Source organism: Moraxella cuniculi DSM 21768, assembly GCF_900156515.1.
GTDB classification, from domain to species: Bacteria; Pseudomonadota; Gammaproteobacteria; order Pseudomonadales; family Moraxellaceae; genus Moraxella; species Moraxella cuniculi.
In genome coordinates this window covers 1-22,453 of sequence record NZ_FTNU01000021.1, presented here as the reverse complement: position 1 = coordinate 22,453, position 22,453 = coordinate 1, and the positions used below count along the sequence as shown (strand labels likewise).

18 protein-coding genes and 8 pseudogenes are annotated in these 22,453 nt (G+C 39.5%); 19 read left to right on the top strand and 7 right to left on the bottom strand.

Annotation, left to right across the window (positions count from 1 at the left end):
* Window positions 1–9: 9 nt before the first annotated feature.
* From BW928_RS12310 to BW928_RS09785, 15 genes and pseudogenes are all read left to right on the top strand, one after another.
* Window positions 10–366, top strand: a pseudogene (locus BW928_RS12310) (RHS repeat-associated core domain-containing protein); the annotation flags it as partial.
* Window positions 367–735: 369 nt separating this feature from the next.
* Window positions 736–1,107, top strand: coding sequence for a hypothetical protein (locus BW928_RS09845; protein ID WP_076556056.1), 372 nt, complete (start codon window positions 736–738; stop codon window positions 1,105–1,107).
* Window positions 1,108–1,176: 69 nt separating this feature from the next.
* Window positions 1,177–1,245 (top strand): annotated as a pseudogene (locus BW928_RS12130) (RHS domain-containing protein); the annotation flags it as partial.
* Window positions 1,225–1,938, top strand: coding sequence for an RHS repeat-associated core domain-containing protein (locus BW928_RS12170; RefSeq protein WP_076556055.1), 714 nt, complete (start codon window positions 1,225–1,227; stop codon window positions 1,936–1,938). The pseudogene BW928_RS12130 and the gene BW928_RS12170, both read left to right, overlap by 21 nt.
* Window positions 1,935–2,312, top strand: a complete 378-nt coding sequence (locus tag BW928_RS09835; protein ID WP_076556054.1) for a hypothetical protein — start codon at window positions 1,935–1,937, stop codon at window positions 2,310–2,312. The genes BW928_RS12170 and BW928_RS09835 overlap by 4 nt, the downstream gene beginning before the upstream one ends.
* 74 nt (window positions 2,313–2,386) lie before the next feature.
* Window positions 2,387–2,728, top strand: a pseudogene (locus BW928_RS12305) (RHS repeat-associated core domain-containing protein); the annotation flags it as partial.
* 335 nt (window positions 2,729–3,063) lie between these two features.
* The gene (locus BW928_RS09820) at window positions 3,064–3,471 is read left to right on the top strand and encodes a hypothetical protein (protein ID WP_076556052.1); all 408 of its coding nucleotides are present in this window, start codon (window positions 3,064–3,066) and stop codon (window positions 3,469–3,471) included.
* Window positions 3,472–3,798: 327 nt separating this feature from the next.
* A pseudogene (locus tag BW928_RS12300) lies at window positions 3,799–3,930 on the top strand (RHS repeat-associated core domain-containing protein); the annotation flags it as partial.
* Window positions 3,931–4,326: 396 nt separating this feature from the next.
* Window positions 4,327–4,650, top strand: coding sequence for an Imm45 family immunity protein (imm45, locus tag BW928_RS09810; protein ID WP_076556050.1), 324 nt, complete (start codon window positions 4,327–4,329; stop codon window positions 4,648–4,650).
* Window positions 4,651–4,701: 51 nt separating this feature from the next.
* Window positions 4,702–4,879, top strand: a pseudogene (locus BW928_RS12230) (RHS repeat-associated core domain-containing protein); the annotation flags it as partial.
* Window positions 4,861–5,307: pseudogene (locus BW928_RS11980) on the top strand (hypothetical protein). The pseudogenes BW928_RS12230 and BW928_RS11980, both read left to right, overlap by 19 nt.
* A gap of 72 nt (window positions 5,308–5,379) precedes the next feature.
* The gene (locus BW928_RS09800) at window positions 5,380–5,631 is read left to right on the top strand and encodes a hypothetical protein (protein ID WP_143821447.1); all 252 of its coding nucleotides are present in this window, start codon (window positions 5,380–5,382) and stop codon (window positions 5,629–5,631) included.
* Window positions 5,632–5,736: 105 nt separating this feature from the next.
* On the top strand, window positions 5,737–6,585 hold the full coding sequence (locus BW928_RS09795) for an RHS repeat domain-containing protein (protein WP_076556048.1): 849 nt from the start codon (window positions 5,737–5,739) through the stop codon (window positions 6,583–6,585).
* Window positions 6,586–7,189: 604 nt separating this feature from the next.
* Window positions 7,190–7,543, top strand: a complete 354-nt coding sequence (locus tag BW928_RS09790; protein ID WP_076556047.1) for a hypothetical protein — start codon at window positions 7,190–7,192, stop codon at window positions 7,541–7,543.
* A gap of 27 nt (window positions 7,544–7,570) precedes the next feature.
* On the top strand, window positions 7,571–7,873 hold the full coding sequence (locus tag BW928_RS09785) for a hypothetical protein (protein ID WP_076556046.1): 303 nt from the start codon (window positions 7,571–7,573) through the stop codon (window positions 7,871–7,873).
* Here BW928_RS09785 and BW928_RS09780 read toward each other — a convergent pair.
* Genes BW928_RS09780 through BW928_RS09770 form a run of 3 tightly spaced genes read right to left on the bottom strand, consistent with a single transcriptional unit; the run spans window position 7,824 to window position 13,585 of the window.
* Complete coding sequence (locus tag BW928_RS09780) at window positions 7,824–10,934, bottom strand: site-specific integrase (protein ID WP_076556045.1); 3,111 nt, start codon at window positions 10,932–10,934, stop codon at window positions 7,824–7,826. The genes BW928_RS09785 and BW928_RS09780 overlap by 50 nt on opposite strands.
* Window positions 10,924–13,176 carry a hypothetical protein gene (locus BW928_RS09775; RefSeq protein WP_076556044.1) on the bottom strand — a complete coding sequence of 751 codons (2,253 nt, stop codon included), beginning with the start codon at window positions 13,174–13,176 and terminating at the stop codon, window positions 10,924–10,926. The genes BW928_RS09780 and BW928_RS09775 overlap by 11 nt, the downstream gene beginning before the upstream one ends.
* On the bottom strand, window positions 13,163–13,585 hold the full coding sequence (locus BW928_RS09770; protein WP_143821446.1) for a hypothetical protein: 423 nt from the start codon (window positions 13,583–13,585) through the stop codon (window positions 13,163–13,165). The genes BW928_RS09775 and BW928_RS09770 overlap by 14 nt, the downstream gene beginning before the upstream one ends.
* An 821-nt stretch (window positions 13,586–14,406) precedes the next feature.
* Here BW928_RS09770 and BW928_RS09765 point away from each other — a divergent pair.
* The 4 genes from BW928_RS09765 (at window position 14,407) to BW928_RS09750 (ending at window position 19,717) form a co-directional block, all read left to right on the top strand.
* On the top strand, window positions 14,407–14,772 hold the full coding sequence (locus tag BW928_RS09765; protein WP_076556042.1) for an ESPR domain-containing protein: 366 nt from the start codon (window positions 14,407–14,409) through the stop codon (window positions 14,770–14,772).
* Window positions 14,773–17,544 carry a hypothetical protein gene (locus BW928_RS09760; RefSeq protein ID WP_076556041.1) on the top strand — a complete coding sequence of 924 codons (2,772 nt, stop codon included), beginning with the start codon at window positions 14,773–14,775 and terminating at the stop codon, window positions 17,542–17,544.
* Window positions 17,526–19,067 carry an autotransporter family protein gene (locus BW928_RS09755; protein WP_076556040.1) on the top strand — a complete coding sequence of 514 codons (1,542 nt, stop codon included), beginning with the start codon at window positions 17,526–17,528 and terminating at the stop codon, window positions 19,065–19,067. Before BW928_RS09760 ends, BW928_RS09755 begins: the two co-directional genes overlap by 19 nt.
* A gap of 62 nt (window positions 19,068–19,129) precedes the next feature.
* A complete protein-coding gene (locus BW928_RS09750) occupies window positions 19,130–19,717 on the top strand; it encodes an OmpA family protein (RefSeq protein ID WP_076556039.1) in 588 nt (195 codons plus the stop codon).
* Window positions 19,718–19,867: 150 nt separating this feature from the next.
* Here the strand turns inward: BW928_RS09750 and BW928_RS09745 are convergent, their stop codons facing one another.
* The 4 genes and pseudogenes from BW928_RS09745 to BW928_RS09730 all read right to left on the bottom strand — a co-directional run.
* Window positions 19,868–20,248, bottom strand: a complete 381-nt coding sequence (locus tag BW928_RS09745) for an alpha/beta hydrolase (RefSeq protein ID WP_143821445.1) — start codon at window positions 20,246–20,248, stop codon at window positions 19,868–19,870.
* Between the two features lie 340 nt (window positions 20,249–20,588).
* Complete coding sequence (locus BW928_RS09740) at window positions 20,589–21,125, bottom strand: hypothetical protein (RefSeq protein WP_076556037.1); 537 nt, start codon at window positions 21,123–21,125, stop codon at window positions 20,589–20,591.
* Between the two features lie 140 nt (window positions 21,126–21,265).
* Window positions 21,266–21,688, bottom strand: a pseudogene (locus BW928_RS09735) (phage protease); the annotation flags it as partial.
* A 157-nt stretch (window positions 21,689–21,845) separates the two neighbouring features.
* A pseudogene (locus BW928_RS09730) lies at window positions 21,846–22,121 on the bottom strand (Mor transcription activator family protein); the annotation flags it as partial.
* Window positions 22,122–22,453: the final 332 nt, after the last annotated feature.

Sequence of the window (22,453 nt, the reverse complement as noted above, 5' to 3'; positions counted from 1 at the left end):
CAAGATACCAGTCAAATCAAAGTCTATCATTATCATAATAATCATCTAGGTACACCACAAGAATTAACTGATGACTGTGGGAATGTTGTTTGGGTGAATTATGAATGGGCGTGGGGTGGCACTTATCAAAGTTATTATAAAGAACAGTCTTTAAATAACATCCCTATTGACAAAGACTACTTACAACCGATAAAATTCCAAGGTCAATTCTTTGATACTGAAACATCACTACACTACAATAGATTTAGATACTATGATAGTGATGTGGGGATGTTTATTAGCCGTGATCCGATCGGTTTACTTGGTGGGTTAAATACGTTCCAGTATGCTCCGAATCCGATACATTGGGTGGATCCGTGGGGGTTGAAAACAGTTAATGCTAAGGTGGTGCAATTTTCACAAGATAGTGTATCAACTGTCTTTGATAATGGCAATAAACTAAACTCATTAACCCACGCAATGTCCAATAATCCAAATTATTATCAAGGCGTTAATCCCATAAGAGTTATAAAATTTCAAGATTTACCTAGCAGTATACAAACAAAATTGCTTTCTCAAGGTGCGAACCCTTATGGTATATATAGCCTAGATAATAGAAGACTGCTAGCAGCAAAAGAAGCTGGTTCAAAAATAAACATAAAATTTGTAAAGCCAAAAGATGTGCCAGACATAAATCTAGAAAAAAGATTTTCAACCAAAAATGGTGGCAAATTACCAACAAAAAGGTGTTAGATTATGAAACTTGTTAAAACTTCTCATATTTTTAGTGATATTCAAGATAGAGATGCCATATTGATTAATAATGTGCTACATTTAACTAAAAGAAATGAATTGTTATTCAAAGGTACCGTTTACACAAATTTAATAAAAAAAAATGAGGTTGGAACTATTACTCCGTTTGAATTATGTTTTAAAAATATTCAAATGTTTGATTGTGTCAATATTGAAATTAGTAATCTTGATGCTAAAATGAGCTCAAATTTTATGTTGCTTGAAGATTCAAATTATATTTTAGAGAACAAACTACACGGATTTTCTCATTATATTTTTTCTACTTATACATATGTTTATCAAATTATTGCTCAAAGTTATAGTAGTTCATTATAGCAAATTTAGATTGAGATAAGTAAAGCAAAAAAACCTACTTTTTTACTCCCTTAATTCTATCACTATCATAACAACCATTTAGGAACACCGCAAGAACTCACAGACAATGATGGCAATGTGGTATGGTGTAATTATGAATATGCTTGGGGTGGGCGATATAATCACTTCTACAAAGAGCAGTCTTTAAATAATTGTGTTATAATTGAGAGTGATTTACAGCCCATTAGATTTCAAGGTCAGTTTTATGATGTAGAGACAGGACTGCACTATAATAGATTTAGATACTACGATAGTGATGTTGGGATGTTTATCCAAAGAGACCCGATTGGTTTACTTGGTGGATTAAATACATTCCAGTATGCTCCGAATCCGATATTGTTCATAGACCCATTTGGATTAGCTACTTTATGGGGTAGAAAAGGATTTAATAAATGGTTTGATAATGCATCTGTTGCAGATGTCCAAAATGCTATGAATAATTCGGTTACTCAAAAAGAGATAACCAGTGCATTACGAGCTGGTGGTGGAAAACACGAATGGTTTCCTGTATCAATGGCGGCAAAAGCAAAAGAATTAGGTTTTACAGCCAAAGAATTAAAAGCACTTTCCACTCCCACGAAAGATGTTTATTTTATTAATATTCCAGACCCAAAGAATCCATCTAAGCTTTTAGACGGTCAACATCCAACAAAAGGAGTATCTAATACTCGTGCAAGTTCCAATGCTCATAAAATGCTTATGGATAAATTGGATGATGCAAAAACAAAACAAGATGCTAGACAAATCATTAATGATTTTGTAAAAAATCATACAAAGAGAGGTTGTATATGATTAAATTTAAAAAAGGCACTATTGCTATTTGGGCGGGTTTTTCCAATAAACCAATAGATGAATGGCTAAAGTACACAGTCGGTGTTGAGAAATCCAAAGGAAAAAGCCAAATTGAAAAAGAAATAGGTTATATAGATATTGATTTTTTTGGTTACTATTCTACTGAAAATAATGAGATTGTCTCAATAGATGACCTAGTTGCAGAGGCTGGTACACAGTCCCTAGAAACAGATAAAAAAATTATTGAACAATCTAAAAGATTGGGTATCAATAGTGGCAATCGATTGTATTATTATTGTAATTATGAATTTTTGCCAGATGGTATTGATAAATTATATAATGATTTGACTTTTATCGGTAATTTTGAAGATTAGCTTGTAGGCTAGCTCAGTAGAGTTGGGTTGAGTAATAGCAAAACCCAACTTTTTTATTTCCTTAATTCTGTCCCTATCACAACAATCACCTAGGCACACCTCAAGAACTTACAGACGATGATGGTAATGTCATCTGGGCAAATTATGAGTTTGCTTGGGGTGGCACTTATCAAAATTATTATAAAGAACAGTCTTTAAATGACATAACCATTAAAGATTATGAACTCCAACCCATCAAATTCCAAGGTCAAAGCCTAGACATTGAGACAGGACTGCATTACAATAGATTTCGCTATTATGATAGTGATGTGGGGATGTTTATCCAAAGAGATCCGATTGGGCTGTTGGGTGGGAATAATGTATTTGCTTATGCGGATAATCCGATACATTGGGTGGATCCGTGGGGGTTGGCGAAGAAGAAATGTACTGAAACAACAAAAAAAGAGATTGAAATTAAGACAAATTCATTTGAAGATGCTAGAAATAAAGCAATAAAAAGGCTAGATGAACTTGGTTTTGATTGGATTTCAAGAAGTACTCATGTTGGAAGACTGGGACTAGGAAAAAACAGAAATGTTGGCTTCTCTGGCAATACAAAAAATGGAGGTTTTGCAAGGTATCGATTGGACTATGACCCTAAAAAAGGAACGCATATCAACCTTGAAGTTGGTAAAGGTGATTCAGCAATCAAGGAGGCGTACATATTTAAGGGTGATGAAAATTTGTTTGGTAAATTATTAAGGAAAAATACATGATTAAACCAAAATTTACACTCAGTTTAAATAATATCTCATTTTTAAACACTGACTTAGAATACAAAATCCATTCTTATGGATTGAAGGTGTTGCCTTATGGTGTAATAGATAAAGGTTCACAAAATACTACAGTTTACTTTCAAAATATTCAATTCAACCAAATGATTGATAGTGTTAGAGAGTTTTTAAATAAAAAAAACGAAGAAGAATTTATTGAGATATTTTGGTCAGATTCTAATAAATATTCCATACAATGTAAAGTTAGTATTGCTTTAAAACATTTAGATGATATTGCAAATGAAGATTGGGATTTTTGGATATTTGGTGCTAACTGGGCAATAGAGTATTATCATGAAAAATGTTTGTCATATTTTGAAAATTGTTCTGTAAATTACTTGAGCTAAATATAGCTTTATTCTAGTCTTTAGAGTAATTAAGCAACAGTCGCACTTATTGGAATAACCAAATATAACTGAAGCCAAGAAATTTCAAGAACTTGAATTTTATAAACTTAGCTCATGATATAAAAATAACTAGAATATCAATCACAAATTGGCATTTATATTTATCGCCACTGCAACAATCATCTAGGCACACCACAAGAACTCACCAACGAGTTGGGCGAAGTTGTTTGGTGTAATTATGAGTTTGCTTGGGGCGGACGATATAATCACTTTTATAAAGAGCAATTCTTAAATGGTTGTGCTATAATAGAGAGTGATTTACAGCCTATCCGCTTTCAAGGTCAGTTTTGTGATGTAGAGACTGGACTACACTATAATAGATTTAGATACTATGATAGTGATGTGGGAATGTTTATCCAACGAGACCCGATTGGGTTACTTGGTGGATTAAATACGTTCCAGTATGCACCTAATCCGATTGGGTGGGTGGATCCGTGGGGGTTGAATGCAAAACCTGAAACAGCCGCACAATGGGAAGAGCGTTTTTCAAAAATAAACCCTGCCGAAAAATACAATAAGGCAAAAGGTAAATTGACAAAAATAGCTAAAAGAAATAATTGGATAAAAGACAATAAATTAACAAAAATAAATGATAGAGATGTTTATTTTAATGGAAAAGACAAATATTATTATTTTGATACTCAACATGGTAGATTTGAAGTATCAGATTTGCAAGGTAAACATCTGGGAGAAGTAGACATTGATGGTAATCCCACAAAACCAGCCGATAATAGCGGAAAGCACGATATTAAATGTAAGTAAGCCTTTTTATGATATTGAGAAAGTAGGTATTTTATGACACCAATACTTGATTTTAATCAACCAATAATACATCGTGGCAGTATATTGAAATTTATAAACCAACACAATTTAGGCGATGATTTATGTTTAATGTTATGTGAGGTTGTTGGAAAATCAGAATTTCAACTCATTGTTGTAAATAATTATAAGGCTGGATGCATTTATTGGCATTTGCCAAAAGAAGCTAACTCTGAAAATGATTTGGGTCTAAGTGTAAAATGGTTAATTGAACATAAATCAAAATGGGAGACTGATTATTTGACTATCAATAATTTATATATATTATCCGAGCCAGATAGTTTTATTTTTAACTACTAATTATATAGGTTGATTTAACATTACAAGCCTAATTTTCAATGCCTAAAAACTTTAAAATTCCAAGGTCAATTTTTTGATACTGAAACATCACTTTATTATAACCGTTTCCGTTATTATGACTCTGATGTGGGTATGTTTATTAGCCGCGATACCATAGGATTATTAGGCGGTAATAATGTATTTCAGTATGCGGATAATCCAATACATTGGGTGGATCCGTGGGGGTTGAGTTGTAAAGCACCTAACGGCTATAAAACAAATGATGTTGATAAACATGGTAATTTGTCTCCACAAACAAACAGAGCAAAAGGACACCTTAACAAAAAAGATGATGATCAAATTCAGAGTCACCACCCCATTCAAAATGCATGGGCTAAGAAAAAAATTGAGAGTTATAACGAAAATGATGCCTATGGTGTATTGTTGCCTTCAAGTTCTGGAATGTCTCACGCAAAAATAAGTGTATCTCAAAGAACGCGTAGAAAAAAATAAGATGGATGGAATACTACTTTAAGAGATGAATTTAATATTGGATACCGAGAGATGGTAGAGGCAGGTGTTAATCCAAAAGTAGCTAAAAAATCTTATAAGAAAGCTTATAGGTATTTTGACAGTCTTAGAAAAGACAATGTAAATAATCCTTATTTTGATATATAATGGTGTTAATATGATTGAATGTATTGAAAATTTTATTGGGTATGACATCCCAAAAAATATAGGGACTTTGTGTTGAAAGTAACCGAAGAAAACTATGAATTTATCTATCCAATAAATTATATTTTGGAAAGAAATGAAACTTATCAAATCCAAACAGAAGAGCCAACGGCTTTATTGATTGGTCAGAACGGAGATTTGGGATTTTTTATAAAAAAAGATTTTGGGGATAAAATATTTTCGTTGGATTTAGGAGCATTAGGCTCTTTGGATATGGATTATGAAGCAAAAGATATAAATGAATTTATGAATAGGTTTAATTCATAGCCCGCAGGTTGGGTTTAAAAAACAGAGTCCAACCTTCCCCACCCCAAAACCCGCCGCCCAACAAGTCTCATCAGTCAAGGCAAACTGATTAGCTACAGCTATGATGTGCATGGTAACATCAAAACCAAGACAGAGGCGCCGATTGACAAACAAGGCAATCAAATCGCTCAATCCCAAAATGGCTTAATTGGCTATCGTAAGTCCATTCAATTTGCCTACCATCCAAACAATGAATTAAAACAAACCATCACCATCATAGATACAGGGCTACAAGTTCAAAGAATCACAACCCAATACCATTATGATGCCTTTGGTAGAAGGATTGCCAAGAACAGCAAAACACAAACCCTAAACAAACTCAATCAAAATGGTAAACTGGTCAAATACCCAACCACTTTACTACACCTAAGAAAAACAGACAAAACAACCTACCAAAGCACGCTAATGCTTTGGGAAGGTAACAGGCAAATCCAAGAATATACCGACCAATTAATCTTTACGACTGTTTATGACCAAGACAGTTTTGAGCCAGTTTCAAGACTGGTACAGAATAGACAAGATACAAGCCAAATCAAAGTCTATCATTATCACAATAATCACTTGGGAACACCCCAAGAACTCACCAATGAACAAGGTGAAGTTGTTTGGTGTCATTATGAATATGCGTGGGGTGGAACTTATCAAAACTATTATAAAGAACAGTCTTTAAATGACATGACCATTAAAGACTATGAACTCCAACCCATCAAATTCCAAGGTCAAAGCCTAGACATTGAGACAGGACTGCATTACAATAGATTTCGCTATTATGACAGTGATGTTGGGATGTTTATCCAAAGAGATCCGATTGGGTTGTTGGGTGGAGTAAATGTCTTTGCTTATGCTCCTAATCCGATTGGATGGATTGATCTGTTTGGGTTGGCGAAAGCCAATGGTGGTATAGCAAAACTTTAACTTTCTATATGATTTGAGTTATTTTATAAAATCATATATTGATATTATTCTAATTTGCATTTGTGGATGGATATTTGGCTACATTGTCATATTTTTAACAAATTTAGATAAATATATTATCAATAGAAATATTGGTTTTTTTTAAAGGTTAATTTTTCTATAATATTTTTTTGGTTGAAAAAATGATTATTAATTTTGGGCAAGTGTCTAGATAAATTTTATAAAAAATAGTGCTTATGAAAAAAAATATTTTTATAATGATTGGTTTGTTTACTATATATTCATTTATATTTTTATTATTTCTCCCAATAGGTGTTATTGAATATATGCGTGAGCCATTTTTTCTCAAATTGTCCTTATATTCTTTAATAAGCTGTATTATAGGCAGTTTAATAGGTGCAACCGCTTATTTTTTGTTACAAACAGGCAAAAAAGTCCAAGCGATAACCTTTGTATATTTTTACAGATATTAACATCTTTTTCGGTGTATTTATTTATACTTACTATTTGGTAGTAGAACATCGCTAACCAAACCACCCAAGTCAATATCTACGACCACAAAGACAGACTACAAATCAAACACGACCACACAACCCAAACCAAAGTGGGTTATGACAACCAAACTGGACAAATCACCAGCATTGATGCTAATGGCAATTTAAAAACCGTTGCAGAAATGACCAATGCTACATCATCAAACCATCAACATCAATCAAACCAACAAACTCACTACACTTATGAGTCTAATTCTGACAGACTAAGCAACATTGCTATCAAAGATGATAAAGACAACATCATCAAAGCCACCCACTACACCTATGACAACCTAGGAAACCCTGTAATGATTACTACCAAAGACCACAAAGGCGACATCATAAACCAAAGAGCCTTAACCTACACCCCTGATGGACAAATCAAGTCTATCAAGGATAATGATAAGCTCATCGCCACTTACTAAGACAAAGAATATCAAAGACAGTTTATAATGACAAAGGTGCTGTTAAAGACACCAACCACCCAATATCTTTGGGATAAAGGCTTATTATCCGCAGAGATTAAAGACAACAAGATAACACGCTGTTATGTTTATTTGGATATTATGCCTGTGGCAGTTCTTGACTATACTTACCAAGACAACAAAGGCAAAGTACACGACAAACCCATAAAAACCGAAGTCTACTCAATCCACACCGACCACCTAGGCACACCCAAACAAATCACCAATGACAAGCAAACAATCATCCACCAAACCCATACACAAGCAACAAATGGCACACATATTTCATGATGGCAGACGCAGGCTCATCTGGAGCGGGTTTGCCTTTGGCGTTGGGTCTGATAACACTGACAGCATAGCCATTATAATCAGCTTTGTGGGTAATTTGTCCCTCAAAGTTTTTTAGCTCTTTTAAAAGTCTTTTGGTTGGTTTTTGTGTGGCGTCATGGTTGCACTCTGAGCAAGTATTTTCATTGCCTGCTTGTTTGGGTGTTAACTGGCAGATATTGATACGCCAATATTTGCTTGGCAGAATGACTGTGGCAATCTTTAAATAAAACAAACACTCATCTTTGTGTTTAAATGAAAAGCGAATCTGTGATTTATTGCTACTTACCTTGTTATAAAAAAGCCCCACAAAACGCTTCATCTCTTGAATACCTTGTTCTGTTTGACAATGTTTTTTGATGTTGTCAAAGCACAAAGAGACCAATGCCATTTCTTGATGATAATGCAAAGGCGTTGGGGCTATCAGTGGGTGTGCAGATTTGGGTTTTCTTTGAGCACCGATGAGCTTGTGTTTGATAGGGTTGGCTAATGCACAAGCTCTTTGATACATAAATAAAGCATCATCAAAGACAAAGTTGGCGTGACTGGCATCAATCAACTCGGCCCCTTGCTCCAAGTCATTTAACAGTTTGTCCACGTGATAATAAGGGTAGTCAAACAGTCGCTTAACTGCCGTTTTTTGTTGGGGATTTGTTGGCTGACTATTTTGTACTGCCTCCACGCTGTCAAGAGCTGGCAATGGATTGTTAAAATCAGCCTTTAGGGTGTGAGCTTTGAGTTTTTTTATGAGTAAAGGTCGGATTTTACCCAGATGAACCACGCCCTGGGCAAAGTCTGCTACTCCTTTGGCATAAGTATTAAAACTGCCACTTTTTTGTCCTGTGAATTTACTGACCAAGGTTATTGGCAATGTGATGTCACTACGCTGCATCTGACCGATGGCAATCAAATCAGCAGTGTGTATATAAGACCCAAAGGTGGTCTCAAGACTGGCGTGTCCTGCAAAGCCTTTGAGACTTTGCCAATAATTGGTGCTGATGGCGTGCTGTTTGCCAAGCAGATGAATGCGAATTTGGCGTATCTCATTGACATGATAATCATTCCACTGACTCACCCATGCCTCATCATTAACACCCACAATCAGTGCCAACATCGAGATGGCATGATGGCGAAAGCTATGGGGTGTGATGTGGGGGTATTGCTCCTTTAAAAAGGTGTTTAAAACATAATGAACCATACGGGCATTTAGGGGCTCAGCACGATGTTCTGGCGTAAACAGGTGGGCAGATTTTTGGAATTTTTTATGTTGCCAAAAGGCGACAAAGGCTTTGCATTCATCACGTTTTAATAAAACAGACAGCACCAAGCGACGGGCTCCGTCATAGGATTTTAAATCACGATGGCGATTGGGACGAACAATAATGGCACAGTAACGCTCATTATTGTTTGGGCATTCCACATCATCAACCCGTATACCAAGAAGCTCGCCAATCCGCATGCCCGTTCGATACAGCAGGCTTAAAATGATGGTGAGCATGGTTTTATGATGGTTGCCTAGCGACTTTTGTGATTGAATGCTGTTAATGAGTGCTTGATACAATGTCGGGCTAATCAGACAATCACTGACAATCAAAGCATCGGATTGATGACACAGCATCATCGCTGGTGCGTCATAATAACGCATCAAACAGCGGTGCAAGGATTTAATCACCGTCCATGTAAAGCCGATTTTGTTTGGGTTTTTGCTCCCAACCATGTCATCATACAAATCTTCATAATCTTCTTGACCCCAATCCACAAAGCGTGCGTCATGCGTGAGCGATAAAAACACCTGAGCAATCTCGCTTAGATACCTTTGGGCGGTGGCAGGTTTGTTTTTATCATCAAGAAGCATCTGCACCCAAAGCACAAGTACTTTATGATTGTCTGCCAAGGGCGTGGCAAGTAGGGTGGATAACGATGAGCTGATGTCAATGACCCGTTTTTGTTTTAGAAGACGACGCAGGTGATTTACCATATCATCTTTGAATACGGGCTGTTGCTTGTGGGTAGGCTGTGTGCTTGTTAGGAGCGTGGTTTTTAAATAAAAATCATCGTCAAGCACTGCCTTGGATAGATGTACTGGGGCAAAATAATTAAGCAGGGCAGACTCATCGATGGCGGTATGCCTTTGCTTACCTGTCAATACAGCAACCATTTGTTGGTCAATTTTTGAGTTGGGTAACAATTGCCAAAATAAGTTAATATGCCGATAAAAATCGCTTCTTGCGAGGCTGTTTTTGTCTATTTTTTCTTGGACAAAATCACCAAGTCTGCTCACGACCTGCCCAAAGCTGGGATAAGAGGAAATTTTGCCAAACTGCCTGTTAATATAAGTAAGCCACAAAAGACTGACACCATCAATCCCCACCCACCTGCTATAACACACCGTGTCATCAGCTGTTCTGCGTCCATAGCGGTCATTAACAACATCCACGCACATCACACAGACGTGATTGGGCAATTGATAGATGGGGCGACCTTTGATATAAGCATCATAAAAGGCGTAAATCACTTTGTCATCATTACATCCGCCATATGCCATGAGCGAGAAGATGAGCCAAGCCAAGGCGTCTGTCAGGCAAATGTCATGTTCGGTCTGCCAATTGTTGCGGGCGTTTTGGACAATGGCCTGTGCTTTTTTTAAATACAAAAAGCTGTCCAAATGATTAGTGTTGGCGGGGCGTTTTGGCTCGTAGGCAATGCTTGGTAGTATTATGGGTTCAAGCTGTGATTTTTTGCGGGCGTCATTGATTTTTTTAAAAAACTTATACCGCTGCATCACAGCAGTTGCCATGTCGCCTGAGCTAAAACTGTTGGTGATTTTATCCAAGATGTCATCATACAGCTGTGTTATCTTTTTATCGGTAATAACACCGTCTTTATTGTCTAGTAAAAATACTTGCCAAGATTCTTGACAAATGCGTGTGGCAAGACGAGAGGCTTTGTGGTGTTTTTCTTTACGTTTGACGCTTCGTTTGTAATGACCGTAGAGTGGCTCGTTGTGGTGCGGTTTATTTGCCATGGATTTGCTCCAACTTTAATAGGCAAGCCAAGCCTTGATAATGCTCTTTTAGCCCCATGATGTCATTAACACTCATGGAGGAATGCTTGTGCCAGCTTTCTTGTTCGCTCATCTCATGACCAAAGACGGATAAAATCAAGCTTTGCTGTGCACTGCTTTCATGCAAATACTTTTGACCTAGGTGTCGTGTCCAGTCCTCTTTAAAACGAAAGTGCTGATGAATGTTCTGCCTGACAACACCAGGGCTTAAAGATTTTATGGCAAAATGCTCATCCATAAGATTTAATAGGGGACGTTGTGAATTTAGAATCTGATGAATGTTGGTTTGTAAGTCAAAAGACAGCTTGCCGTAGAGCCTTTGGCATTGTTTTAGGTATGCCAAATAGTCTTGTATCGCTTGCAATAGAAAATCACAAATAGGCACCAATCGCTGACTGTCGCTCGAATTACGACCTTCTTTGTCTGATATCCAAGCAATGTTTGCATCAAGATTGAATTGATTGAGCAGTCCAGGAGCGTCATCCACTGCACGCATGGAGGTTAATAACAAAAAGATGTGCCAAAGCCATAGGTTATATGCATTAAACTTATCGATAAAGGACTTTGCCCCGATAACCTCTTGGCGTAAGTAGTCAAAGAATTTGGTTGCAAGGGCGTAATTTGGGCAGTTTTGACTGCCGATATAATCCTGATTGGTAATGACACTGTTGTTTAGGTGAGATGTGCCAATGCCATTGGGCTTGCCTTGTGCCATTGTTTTAATCGCATCTTGATAATAGGTAAATACCTGTTCTTGACTGACTGAACAATACCACAGGTCGGCTCTTTTGTGTAAATTTCTGCCTGTGATGATACTGGCAATTTGACTGGTGCAGACATTACGAGACATAAAGCCATACAACGCTGTTTGAATTCTGCCTTTACTAAGAACAGGCATGTTAAGCTCTTGCTTTAAAAGCCTAATAACATCATCTAAATAGTCTGCCGATGACGCATCAACCGCCTTGATGAGCTGACTTGGTAAAGGCAGGTGCATGACAGTACTTTGGTTGGCCAATACTTTGTGTACGTGACCGGTCTTGATGCGAGAGGGCGTGATGTCAAGACGGACAATGAGACGGCATATGGCACCACCACGGCGATATTCAACAATGCCACAGCTTTTTTGCTCGATGTCTGTTAATAGCTCAAATATGGTGCGTCCTGTATATAGGCTAAGAAGTAGTAGTGCGACCGACCTTTGAATGTCGCAAACATTAAGTGATAGCTTGGTTACGCTTGGGTCTAAAAAATATTGCCACAATTTAGCAAACAACGCCTGTATGCTATAAATGGATAGGTAACGCAAGCTGGTTGATAAGAACATCTCATTTTGATTGGTATGATGAAACTTTGCTTGCATTCTTTGATGCATTTGAGCAGCTGAATAGCTTTCATGAACTCGCAGTGAATCTTGCTTGATGAGTATAAAATCAATAGGGGTGTTATCAAGCTTTTCGCGATTGATGTCAATGTCATGAGCAGTTGTCTCATACCGTTTAATCTCCACCAAGGTGTCGCTGTCATCATCTTCTATTGTTACAGGGACTGTTCTGGGTTTGAGCGTTGATTCTTTGGTTTGTTTGCCGTGAAACTTGCGGTGAATCTTTTTTTGTTGATTATGAGCAAAAGCGATCATCCGATAAGGGATGTGAAATTGGCTGATGACACTCTTGTGTGCTTTATTGGTTGTAAGGTGGTTTAAATAATGGGTAAAGTTTTGGTGGGTTTCTGTCAGCGTTCGTGCTTGTAGTTTTTGATGGCACACGCCCCAAAGCTCATGTTGTGCATGACTGGGATGATGCCAAAGTCTTGCCATTCTGCATATGCTCTCAATGCGATTGTCATTGGTATTAATGGTGGCAAAATACACCAGAAAATGACATATCTTAGCAAGCCATTGCCACTCATAGGTAATATTATTAACATCCAAAAGGTCAAGGTCATACAAGCTTGCAATAAATGCCCGAAATTGATAGCTTTTATCGCTTAGGCGTCCTTTGTAGCTTTCAAAAGCTTCTTTTAGGTCATTGGGCAGATGAGTGTTAGATTGTTTGGCGTGGATACCCATAAAAGATGATGGCTCTAGACCAAGTAGCACCTTAAAAGCCTGCTTAATGCTGTCATCATGCTTGTCATCATCAATGTCGGGCATTAGGGCGGTAATGGCATCTTGGATGACACGCTCATCATAAACCCCCATTAATCACCTCCATAATCAAATCATCAAATGTTGGCATACCCCGATGATAGGGTGGTGCTGATAACTTTTTGTCTTGATAATCAAATCTGTATCGTGGCTCTTTAAGGCGTCTTAGAACATCAGCAATTTTAAGCTTGCCTTGACACTCTATGTCTTTAATAACAACATCATCAGGAAGTGCCTTGATAAATGCTCTGATGATATCGGGTTTGATTGGGCGAATGGTTTTAATAAAATCAAAAACCGCATTCCAACCAGCTTGCTTGATATTGACTTCATGACCATCAGCTAATCTGGCATAAATGACATCGCCATCTTGCAGGTTAATAAAATATTCGTAATCATCAAAAAAGTAATAGATGTTATCTGACTTGATGACATTAACCATCTTATTGCTAAAATCAGTCATAACATCCAAATTTAACTCTGTATAAATATCGCAAAACAACTCATAGGAATCTTTGGCAGACTCATGAGTTAAGATTGTTATTTTTGATGAGAATGTTAGTGGAGTGATTTTGCCAAATTTCTGTCTGGTCATGATGATAAAATATTTGGTTGGTGTCATTTTACAGTAAAATTACCGTGCCTAAATCAAATTTATTTTACTTAAAATTACCCCAAACAGCAAATAATTTTTACAAAAAAACAAGCCATAAGTGCTTGTTATAGCTTGTTTTTAAGGGTAAAGTGATCTAAGATAATTTTGGTGTCTGACATTGCCAAGGTTGGGGTCGCGAGTTCGAATCTCGTTTCCCGCTCCAAATTTTAAAAAGTCCAAGTCAATGATTTGGGCTTTTTGTTTTGGCGTGTTAGTGTAGCGAAATATCAGCATCAATAATGAATAAGCAAACTGCGTGCCAATGCCCAAGACAGCCTTTGGCAGTCAAAATGAACAGACGAATAGCAGTAAGAAAACTTACATAACTACACAAAAATAAACATACAATAACAAACAAGATTTGCCGAAAATCGGTACAAGTGTACTTTTCTATTATACCAACTATTTGTTTTAATTAAGATTTGCTAATTATTTAGCTGCTATTGAGCTTTTTAATCGATGGTAACAGCCTCATCACCCCCCTCATATTAAGAAATTAATACAATTCTTTTATTGCACAAACAAAACATTTGTGTAGAATTTTGCAGTGCAAATCTTACGCTATTTTGCTTGTCTAAGTTGGACTGGGTAAATATTGCAAATCTTGACATAATCTTAAGGTATTTTTCATGAACCAAATATATAAAATTGTCTGGTCAGCTGCCCAAGGTGCTTGGGTTGTTTGTTCTGAACTGGGTAGTCGTAAAAAACAAGGTGGCGCGCGTGCTGCCATGTTGGTGTCAGCGATGGTTGTCGGTGGTGGAGTTGCTCTACCTGCGGAGGCGGCAACATGTGGTGATGGTTCAACTGCCACCGAATGTACAATTACCGCTCTACAAGATGCCACCCAAGGAAACAGCTATAATCCTCGATTAAATGATGAAAGAGTAGGTCAAGCTCTTGTTGATGGCGCAGGTCAAACGTTGCTTTTAACAGGTAAAGCCAGTAATGTTGAGCAGGGCACTGAGTCTCATATCTCGACAACGCCTGATTAGGTGTCGTATCAAGATGAAAATGGCAATGAACTGAGAGACGCTCAGCGCCTTACTGTAGGTCAGAAAAACAATAGTGTGGGTGCACCCAATGTCCCAACTCGTTCAGTGAACACCGTTGCCACCTACAACAGCGACAATATTATTGGTGGCACTTGGGGGACCGAGAATGTTGAAGTGCCAAATCTTAGCGTTGGCGATAATCAATATATCAATGCTCGCTTTGTAAATGCGTCAAACGAAGCCAAAGCAGAGGTAAACATTGAGCAAGACAGAAATACATTGTTAATGTATGCCAAACGCACCACATTGGCACAGGCAGAATCAGGTGCGGATATTGATTGGACAAGCCAAAACCGCATTAACTTTGGTAATGCCAATACTTACCGTGCCTCAAGTGCCGACCCAAGCCAGCCAGCGGCAATTGGTGAAACCACCACCGTTGCACTAACTCGCCAAGTGCCAAAATATGCAGGTCAAGTGGAGTTTGATGGTCAAACCTATAATGTTACCGATGCGGCAAGCCTCAAGGTCTATAACGATGCATTAATCGCTCGCCTACAAGAGCCGAGACTCTTCCCGGGTGAAGAACAAAACGGCCTACAAAAAGCCTATGATGATGCATTTGATAAAGCATTAAAGTTTGAATACAACATATACACTTTCCAAGAAACTATTCCAAATGATGATGTCGCTCAAAAGCGTGGTGAACGCTGGGTGATGGCAGCTTCAGGCGAAGGTTCAACCGTTACGGTTAAAAACGGTGCTTATCTTGATGTTCGATCAGTACCAGACACGCTTAATGCTGCCTCAAATAAAGCAAAGTCAGGTGGTGCAATGCTTGCCGAAAAATATGGTACAGCTATCGTTGAAGAAGGAGCAAAAATCTCTGGTACCTTCTATCAAATGGTCGTACGTGATCAAGGCTCACGCGGCATTAACAACGGTGTGATTTCAACAGGTTATTATTCTAAAGATGGCCATGATACCTCTGGAAACAGTAGTAACCCTACGACCAGCAACTATGTGGAAGGTATGGCTGTCACCGTATATGATCAAGGATACTTTGAGAATAACAACATTATCAATGTGGCAGGTTACACATTAAATGCACCAGAAAAAATGAACTATGGTGTAAAAGTAGGCAATGACAGTAAGGCAGTCAATTTCTCAACAGGCGTGATCAATGTGGCGGTTAATAATGGCATTAAAACGAATACCGCTGGTATGATTGCGGAAGGTGAACTCTCAATCGTTACCAATGATGGTGAGATTTATATCGGTCGCACCGCTCAATATGAAAAAGGTGCGGCAACACAAGAGACCACCCCTAACCTGCAAACTTATGGTATCTGGGTAAAACCGATTGATTCGAAGGATAAGCCCACAATTAACACTACTGTTACCCATAACGGCACTATCACTGTAGGCACTAAGGCTCAAAATGCGACTGCCATCGCTGTGACTCGAACAGCGGCTGGCAGCAAAATCACCCTTCACAAAGACAGCCAAATCAACTTAAACGGCGAAGCACAAAATGCGAACGGTTCACCTCCACTCCAAAATATCGGTTTATTAGCACAAGACTCTGGCGATGCCGATATTCTAACTGCCGGTAAGATTACCGTAGATGGCATCAACACTGTAGCGGTAAAACTTGACGGCAAAGCCAAAGTGGACGCGACCGAAACCTCGAACATCACCATTAACGGTGGACAAGATCCGAAAAGTGGCACGCGTAACTATGCGGTTTATGCCGAAGGTTATTCTGCCGACCGCCAAGCAAGCGGTACGATTGATGGTGAAATTAACCTCAATGGCGTAGGCGCCATTGGTGTACACGCACGTAACTATGCTACCCTAACCGTTAATCAAGGTTCTTCACCAAAATTCAACCAAGGTACAGACCAAATCGGTTTTTATATCTTTGGCGAAAACGCTTCCATCACCACTAACGAAGCGAAAATGAGCGTGGATACCGAGCGTTCTAACCTTTATCGCATCGCCGATGGAGCAAAATTCGTTGCCAATGGTTTAACCAAAATCACCACTTCAGGTAAAGATAGCATTGCGGTGCTCGGCACGGGCTCTAACACCACCATCAATGCCGATACGCTCACCTTTAATCTCACGGGCGAAGGCAGCAATGCCCTTCGTATCGAAGGCGGTGCTACGGGTAATATCGATAATAACGCTACCGTGAATATTTCGGGCAAAGGTGCGGTTATCGGCGTGGTTGATGGTCAAGGTTATGATGTCAATAACAATGTAGATGGCGGTATCAAAGCCTCTACCCTAAATTCATCGCTTGACACCACCACCAATGTAGAAGGCGTGAATGCTTATATCGCACGCAACCAAGGTAAATTGGTTTTTGATGCCAAAACACTTGCCCTTTCTGGCAACAACAGCACGGCCTTTAGTACCGACAACGGCGGCGTGGTTGAAGTCAATGGCAGCACGGTGAATGTGAATACGAATGGTACGCTAGTAAAAGCCACCGAAGGCAGCACAGCAACACCGAATACCTTTACCGCGAATAACGCTACGCTCAATGCGACCCGCCTCCTTGATGCACAAAGTGGCGTAACGCAATTTACGGCTAATAACTCAACCCTTGCGGGTGCTTTTGTCAAAGCTGACAATGCTACCTCAACGGTTGCCTTAAACGATAGCACTTGGCGTGTCACGGCGGATTCTGCGATGACAAGTCTTGCGGTGAATAACTCTACCGTACGCTTTAGCCCTTGTCATCGGTGGCAGATCCAAAATTAGCGCGCAACTTCAAAACCATCACGACTGACAGCTACACAGGCACTAATGCCAACCTTATCGTCAATACCTCTTGGTATCAAGATGGTACAAGTTTCAGCGATAAACTGACAATCAACGGTGATGCGACAGGTAGCACAACGGTGAGCACCAACGGTAACATTATCGGTGATGTCTTAGCGGGCGAAACAACGAAATATTCTGCTACAGTGGTGGAAATCAACGGTAACGACAATGCCCAATTCTCGGGTACTGCCGATACAGCCAACGCAGAACAAGCACAATTAACCAAAGTGCCGGGAACCAACACCTATGCGTGGACATTGACTGCCGTGCCACAACCTGAGCCGCAGCCAGAACCACAACCTGAGCCGCAGCCAGAACCGCAACCTGAGCCACAGCCAGAACCGCAACCTGAGCCGCAGCCAGAACCGCAACCTGAGCCGCAGCCAGAACCACAACCTGAGCCGCAGCCAGAACCGCAACCTGAGCCACAGCCAGAGCAACCAAGCACGCCAATCTATGCACCAGAGGTAGCTGCCTATGTGGCGATGCCAAAAGTGAATATGGAAATGGGCTACACCAGCTTGGCGACCTTGCACGAACGCCGTGGCGAAAACCAAACGCTGGCTTGGGACGAGTGTGGTACTTGTGGCAAAGATGCTGATGCACAATCTTGGGCACGAATCTTTGGTCGCAAACTAGAAGAAGACGGCAAGAAACGCTTTGGCTACGATAGCAATATGTACGGTCTGCAAATCGGACATGATTTTGCTATCAACCGTGATGAGAACGGCGGTCACCAATTAAGCGGTGCTTACTTCGCCTACACCCGTGCTAACACGAGCTTTAATGATCGCTTGCGTGCCGAAGACGGTATCATCAGCCAAGACAAACACACAGGCAAAGGTAAAGCAGAGAGCTTTAGCCTTGGGGTAAGCCACACACGCTACGCCCTAAACGGCAGCTACCTTGATTTGGTGGGTCAAGTGTCTTACCTACGTAACCGCTATGAATCACGCCGTGGTATCAAAGCCTCACAAAATGGCTGGGGTGCTATCCTTTCGGCAGAAGTGGGTCGTCCTTATGCATTGAGTGACTACCAACCGACCGAAGGTGTATGGATGATTGAGCCACAAGCTCAGTTAAGCTACCAAGTGTTGCGTTTGAATGACTTTAACGACGGCACTCGCCAAGTGAAGCCAGACACACAACACAGCTTACGTGGTCGTGTGGGCGTTCGCTTGGCCTATAATGCGCCAACTAAGGAGCTTAACACGAAAACGTTCTACGCTACTGCCAATGTGTTACACGATTTTGTTCGTTCGGGCAAAGTCAATATCGGACGCAGCTCACTTGAAGAAAAATACGCCTCAACTTGGGGTGAAGTGGGTGTCGGTATCCAATTACCCACCTCGAAACAAAGCTATGTTTATGCAGATGCTCGCTACGAACGTGAGTTCGGTGGCAGTGCTAAACGCGATGGCTATCGTGGTACGGTGGGTTGGAAATATACTTGGAAATAAGCCCCCTCTTCTATCAACGCAAACGCTGCCACCTGAGGGTGGCAGCCGATTAGGATAATATGATGAAAAAAATGAAATTTCTTACCGCTTGCTGCATCCTTGCCACGCTAGGCAGCACAGCACAAGCCCGTGATGTCATTCACCGCTGGTGTCCGCCTGAGGAAGCAAAACCTGTTGAGGTGGTTCCGCCAGTTGTGGTTGAGCAACCTGTTATTATTCCTGAGCCTGTGCCTGTTCAGCCAGAGCGACCAGTGCCGCCACCAGTTAGACAAATCGAAATCGCAGCTGATGCACTGTTTCGTTTTGATAAATCAGGCATGGCGGATATGTTGCCAGAGGGCAAAGCTCGCTTGGACGAATTGGCTCGTGTCCTAAATGAAGAATTTATTGAAATCTCAGGCATTGCCTTGACAGGGTATACTGACCGCCTAGGCAGCGAGTCGTATAATCTTGCCTTGGGTCAACGCCGTGCCGATACAGTCAAAGCATATCTGCAACAAAAAGGCATCTTGGTTCCAATTAGTGCAACCAGTGCTGGCGAGAGCCAACCTGTTGTACAATGCTCAGACAGTCTTGGTCGCGAGGCACTAAAAAACTGCTTACAGCCAAACCGTCGTGTAACCGTTGATGTAAGCGGTTACGCCAAATAATTTGACCGCTTATCAAACCCATAAAACTGTATGATGTTTTATGGGTTTTTGATTTTTTTGGGTGGTAACCGCTAGCAGGGTATAATAATAGACAGTCTAATGCAAATTCCAAAAATCATTACTGTTAAAGGTTAATTGGCTATGCACCAATCAGTAATAATTGGTGCATAAAAATCTTTCGATGATTGCATTAAAGCCATCTGGACGCTCAATATTTGAAATATGAGAGGTGGCAATGGTGGCAATGGCGGCATTTGGTATATTGTCGGCAATAAACTGAGCGTCACTAATAGGTGTGATGAGGTCAAATTCTCCACCGATGGACAAAAGAGGCGTATTAATATTGCCAAGCTTGTTTCGTACATCAGCAACTGCCAAAGCTTGACAGCAAGCAGCATAGCCATTGGTATTTTGATGGGCAAGAATATCAACCAGGCGAGCAACGACAGCACCATGGTGGACTATAAAGTCTTTACCAAACCAACGACTGGGGGCGGAATTGGCAATGTTTTTAAGCCCTTGTTCCAGCACGATATTTGCCCTATCTTGCCAAGCATTTGTTTGTCCAATTTTGGCAGCAGTATTACTAACAATGATTTTTTTAAAGCGTTGGGGATAATGGATAGCAAGCCATAGTGTTACGCAACACGATAAAACTCTCAAATTTTTGCAATAAAACAAACAAAACTTTCTTGCACTTAACGTAAGGTTGTTTCACTTATTTGTAGCACACAACAAAAAACACCTTTAATTTTTCACATTAAAGGTGTTTTTTTCACTTAAATTTCAAGGTTAATTGTTATTGAACTCATCTCATTAACAACCCTTTGTAATTCATCAATCCGATTTTGGCATAAACTAATTTTCTCCCTTAATGATAAATTAGTTTGTATCTTTCATCAATGCTTGGCAAGTCATCATTTCCCCATTTTTCACCTATTTCAGTATTGATAATATGCATGGTTTTTTCATACACCACATCAGGAATTAACCAGCATAACATTTGTCTTGTTTCTGTGCTGTTACTTGGTGTGATTAGGTTTTTATGGCTACGAAAAGCATTAAATAACCATTCAAACCTTTGATTATTCTTGCACCACTCAAAGTCTTTAAGACTTCTTTCATTCATCGCCTTAAATCCGTTATATTTTTCCTGCATTTCTTTATCAACAAATTCAGGTTGCAGCAGGCTTTGAGCAATGTTTTTGGTATAGTTGCTCGCTTCTTGAGCGATAGATTCTTTCAGTAATACACCAAAATCCGTACGGTTTACAGGCATCATTTCAAGCTCTTTGATTTGCATTTCATAGCTTGATTTTTCTTGATTCAACTGCTTTAATTCATCGTACCATTTTTGAATTTCACTTTTGATTTTGGCAATATCATTTTTAATGGTCGATTTACTCATAGAGCGGCCTCTTGTTTTAAGCATTCACGCACCGCCGTTTTATAACTTACGCCGCATTGAGCTTGATAAGCTAAGGCTTTTTGGTGCAACTGATAGGATTGGTTATTGCTGTTTCTTTTTGAAAAATTAGCAGTATTTGCTTACTCACGCATGATTGAAATGACCGCTGTTTCGTAATCGGTATTAAAGGCTTTCATCCATGATAAAGCCTTTTTGTGAATGGCATTACCAGCATTAAAATCATGGGTATTTACCAATGCCATTACGCAGTTTTGCACAAAAGAATGCTCTGAAAAACTAAGTACTTCCATGTCTTTTACCGCAGGTCTTTTGACAAAAGCGACATGGTCTAACCATAAATCATCATCCACTTTCATAAAGCCAGCTGATACCGCCTTATATTGTCCGCTTTTTATCAAATTGATAAGTTTACGATTAACCCACGCCACCGCATACAATCGCCCATTATCCAATTCAAGGCTAGACACATAGCCGTAGCTTTGATGGCGTGTTGGGTCATTATTAGCTTTGCTTTGGGGATGTTCAAGATATAGGGGCGTTTGTTGATTGCTATGATTTGTGCCAGTTGATTAAATCGTATTATCAGCTTATTAAATAGCACATCAGAAAAAGTATGCTCATTGCCGTTACTGTCTGTGTGCACGCCTGTTCTTGAAATTTAAAAGCGTTTTACTTCTAAGTCATTCATTGTTTGCCACCTTATAAAGCTCCAAAGTTTTCATTATTTTGCTTGCATCTTTCCGTTCTTGCTTTGGATAGCTTCTTGTAGACAGATTGACAAGTCTTTTGATATTTTTGGGCAATCTGATGAATACTAAGCCCTTTGTCTTGGTCTATCAGCATTTGCCAACCTTCTTCATCTGCTTGCCCAGCAATGCCTTTTTTAAAATAAATATTGCAACCACCAAAAACCTTTTGCAAACATTCATACAATCGCATTGCCACACCATCACAATCATTGGCGACAAGATTCTCATTTTTTAAAAAATTCTGAGATTACCATCACCATTTCGTACTGCTGTTCATCTTGTGCATTGATTTTGCTCATAAAACACCCTTAAAAGTGATAAGTAAATAACAAAAAAAATCAAGCATGCCCAAAAAAAAGGCTTGCCAAATTTTTTAAAAACATTTTACAAAAACAGGCAACAAGCTCTCCATGAAAACATTTTAAGCAAATGCTTTAAAAACAAAAACCCTCCCAAAAACATTTGAACCGCACCCCAAAAGTTAGACATTCCACTACTAACTCTTGGGGTGCTTTCTATGGCAAAATACACACTTGATTTCAAGCTGTCTGTGATGGC

Excerpts from the sequence above, each read along its gene's own strand:
- BW928_RS09820 (WP_076556052.1), top strand. The coding sequence starts at position 3,064 with ATGATTAAACCAAAATTTACACTCAGTTTAAATAATATCTCATTTTTA.
- BW928_RS09785 (WP_076556046.1), top strand. The coding sequence starts at position 7,571 with ATGACAAAGGTGCTGTTAAAGACACCAACCACCCAATATCTTTGGGAT.
- BW928_RS09750 (WP_076556039.1), top strand. The coding sequence starts at position 19,130 with ATGAAAAAAATGAAATTTCTTACCGCTTGCTGCATCCTTGCCACGCTA.
- BW928_RS09765 (WP_076556042.1), top strand. The coding sequence starts at position 14,407 with ATGAACCAAATATATAAAATTGTCTGGTCAGCTGCCCAAGGTGCTTGG.
- BW928_RS09780 (WP_076556045.1), bottom strand. The coding sequence starts at position 10,934 with ATGGCAAATAAACCGCACCACAACGAGCCACTCTACGGTCATTACAAA.
- imm45 (WP_076556050.1), top strand. The coding sequence starts at position 4,327 with ATGACACCAATACTTGATTTTAATCAACCAATAATACATCGTGGCAGT.
- BW928_RS09775 (WP_076556044.1), bottom strand. The coding sequence starts at position 13,176 with ATGGGGGTTTATGATGAGCGTGTCATCCAAGATGCCATTACCGCCCTA.
- BW928_RS09770 (WP_143821446.1), bottom strand. The coding sequence starts at position 13,585 with ATGACTGATTTTAGCAATAAGATGGTTAATGTCATCAAGTCAGATAAC.
- BW928_RS09835 (WP_076556054.1), top strand. The coding sequence starts at position 1,935 with ATGATTAAATTTAAAAAAGGCACTATTGCTATTTGGGCGGGTTTTTCC.
- BW928_RS09740 (WP_076556037.1), bottom strand. The coding sequence starts at position 21,125 with ATGAGTAAATCGACCATTAAAAATGATATTGCCAAAATCAAAAGTGAA.
- BW928_RS09845 (WP_076556056.1), top strand. The coding sequence starts at position 736 with ATGAAACTTGTTAAAACTTCTCATATTTTTAGTGATATTCAAGATAGA.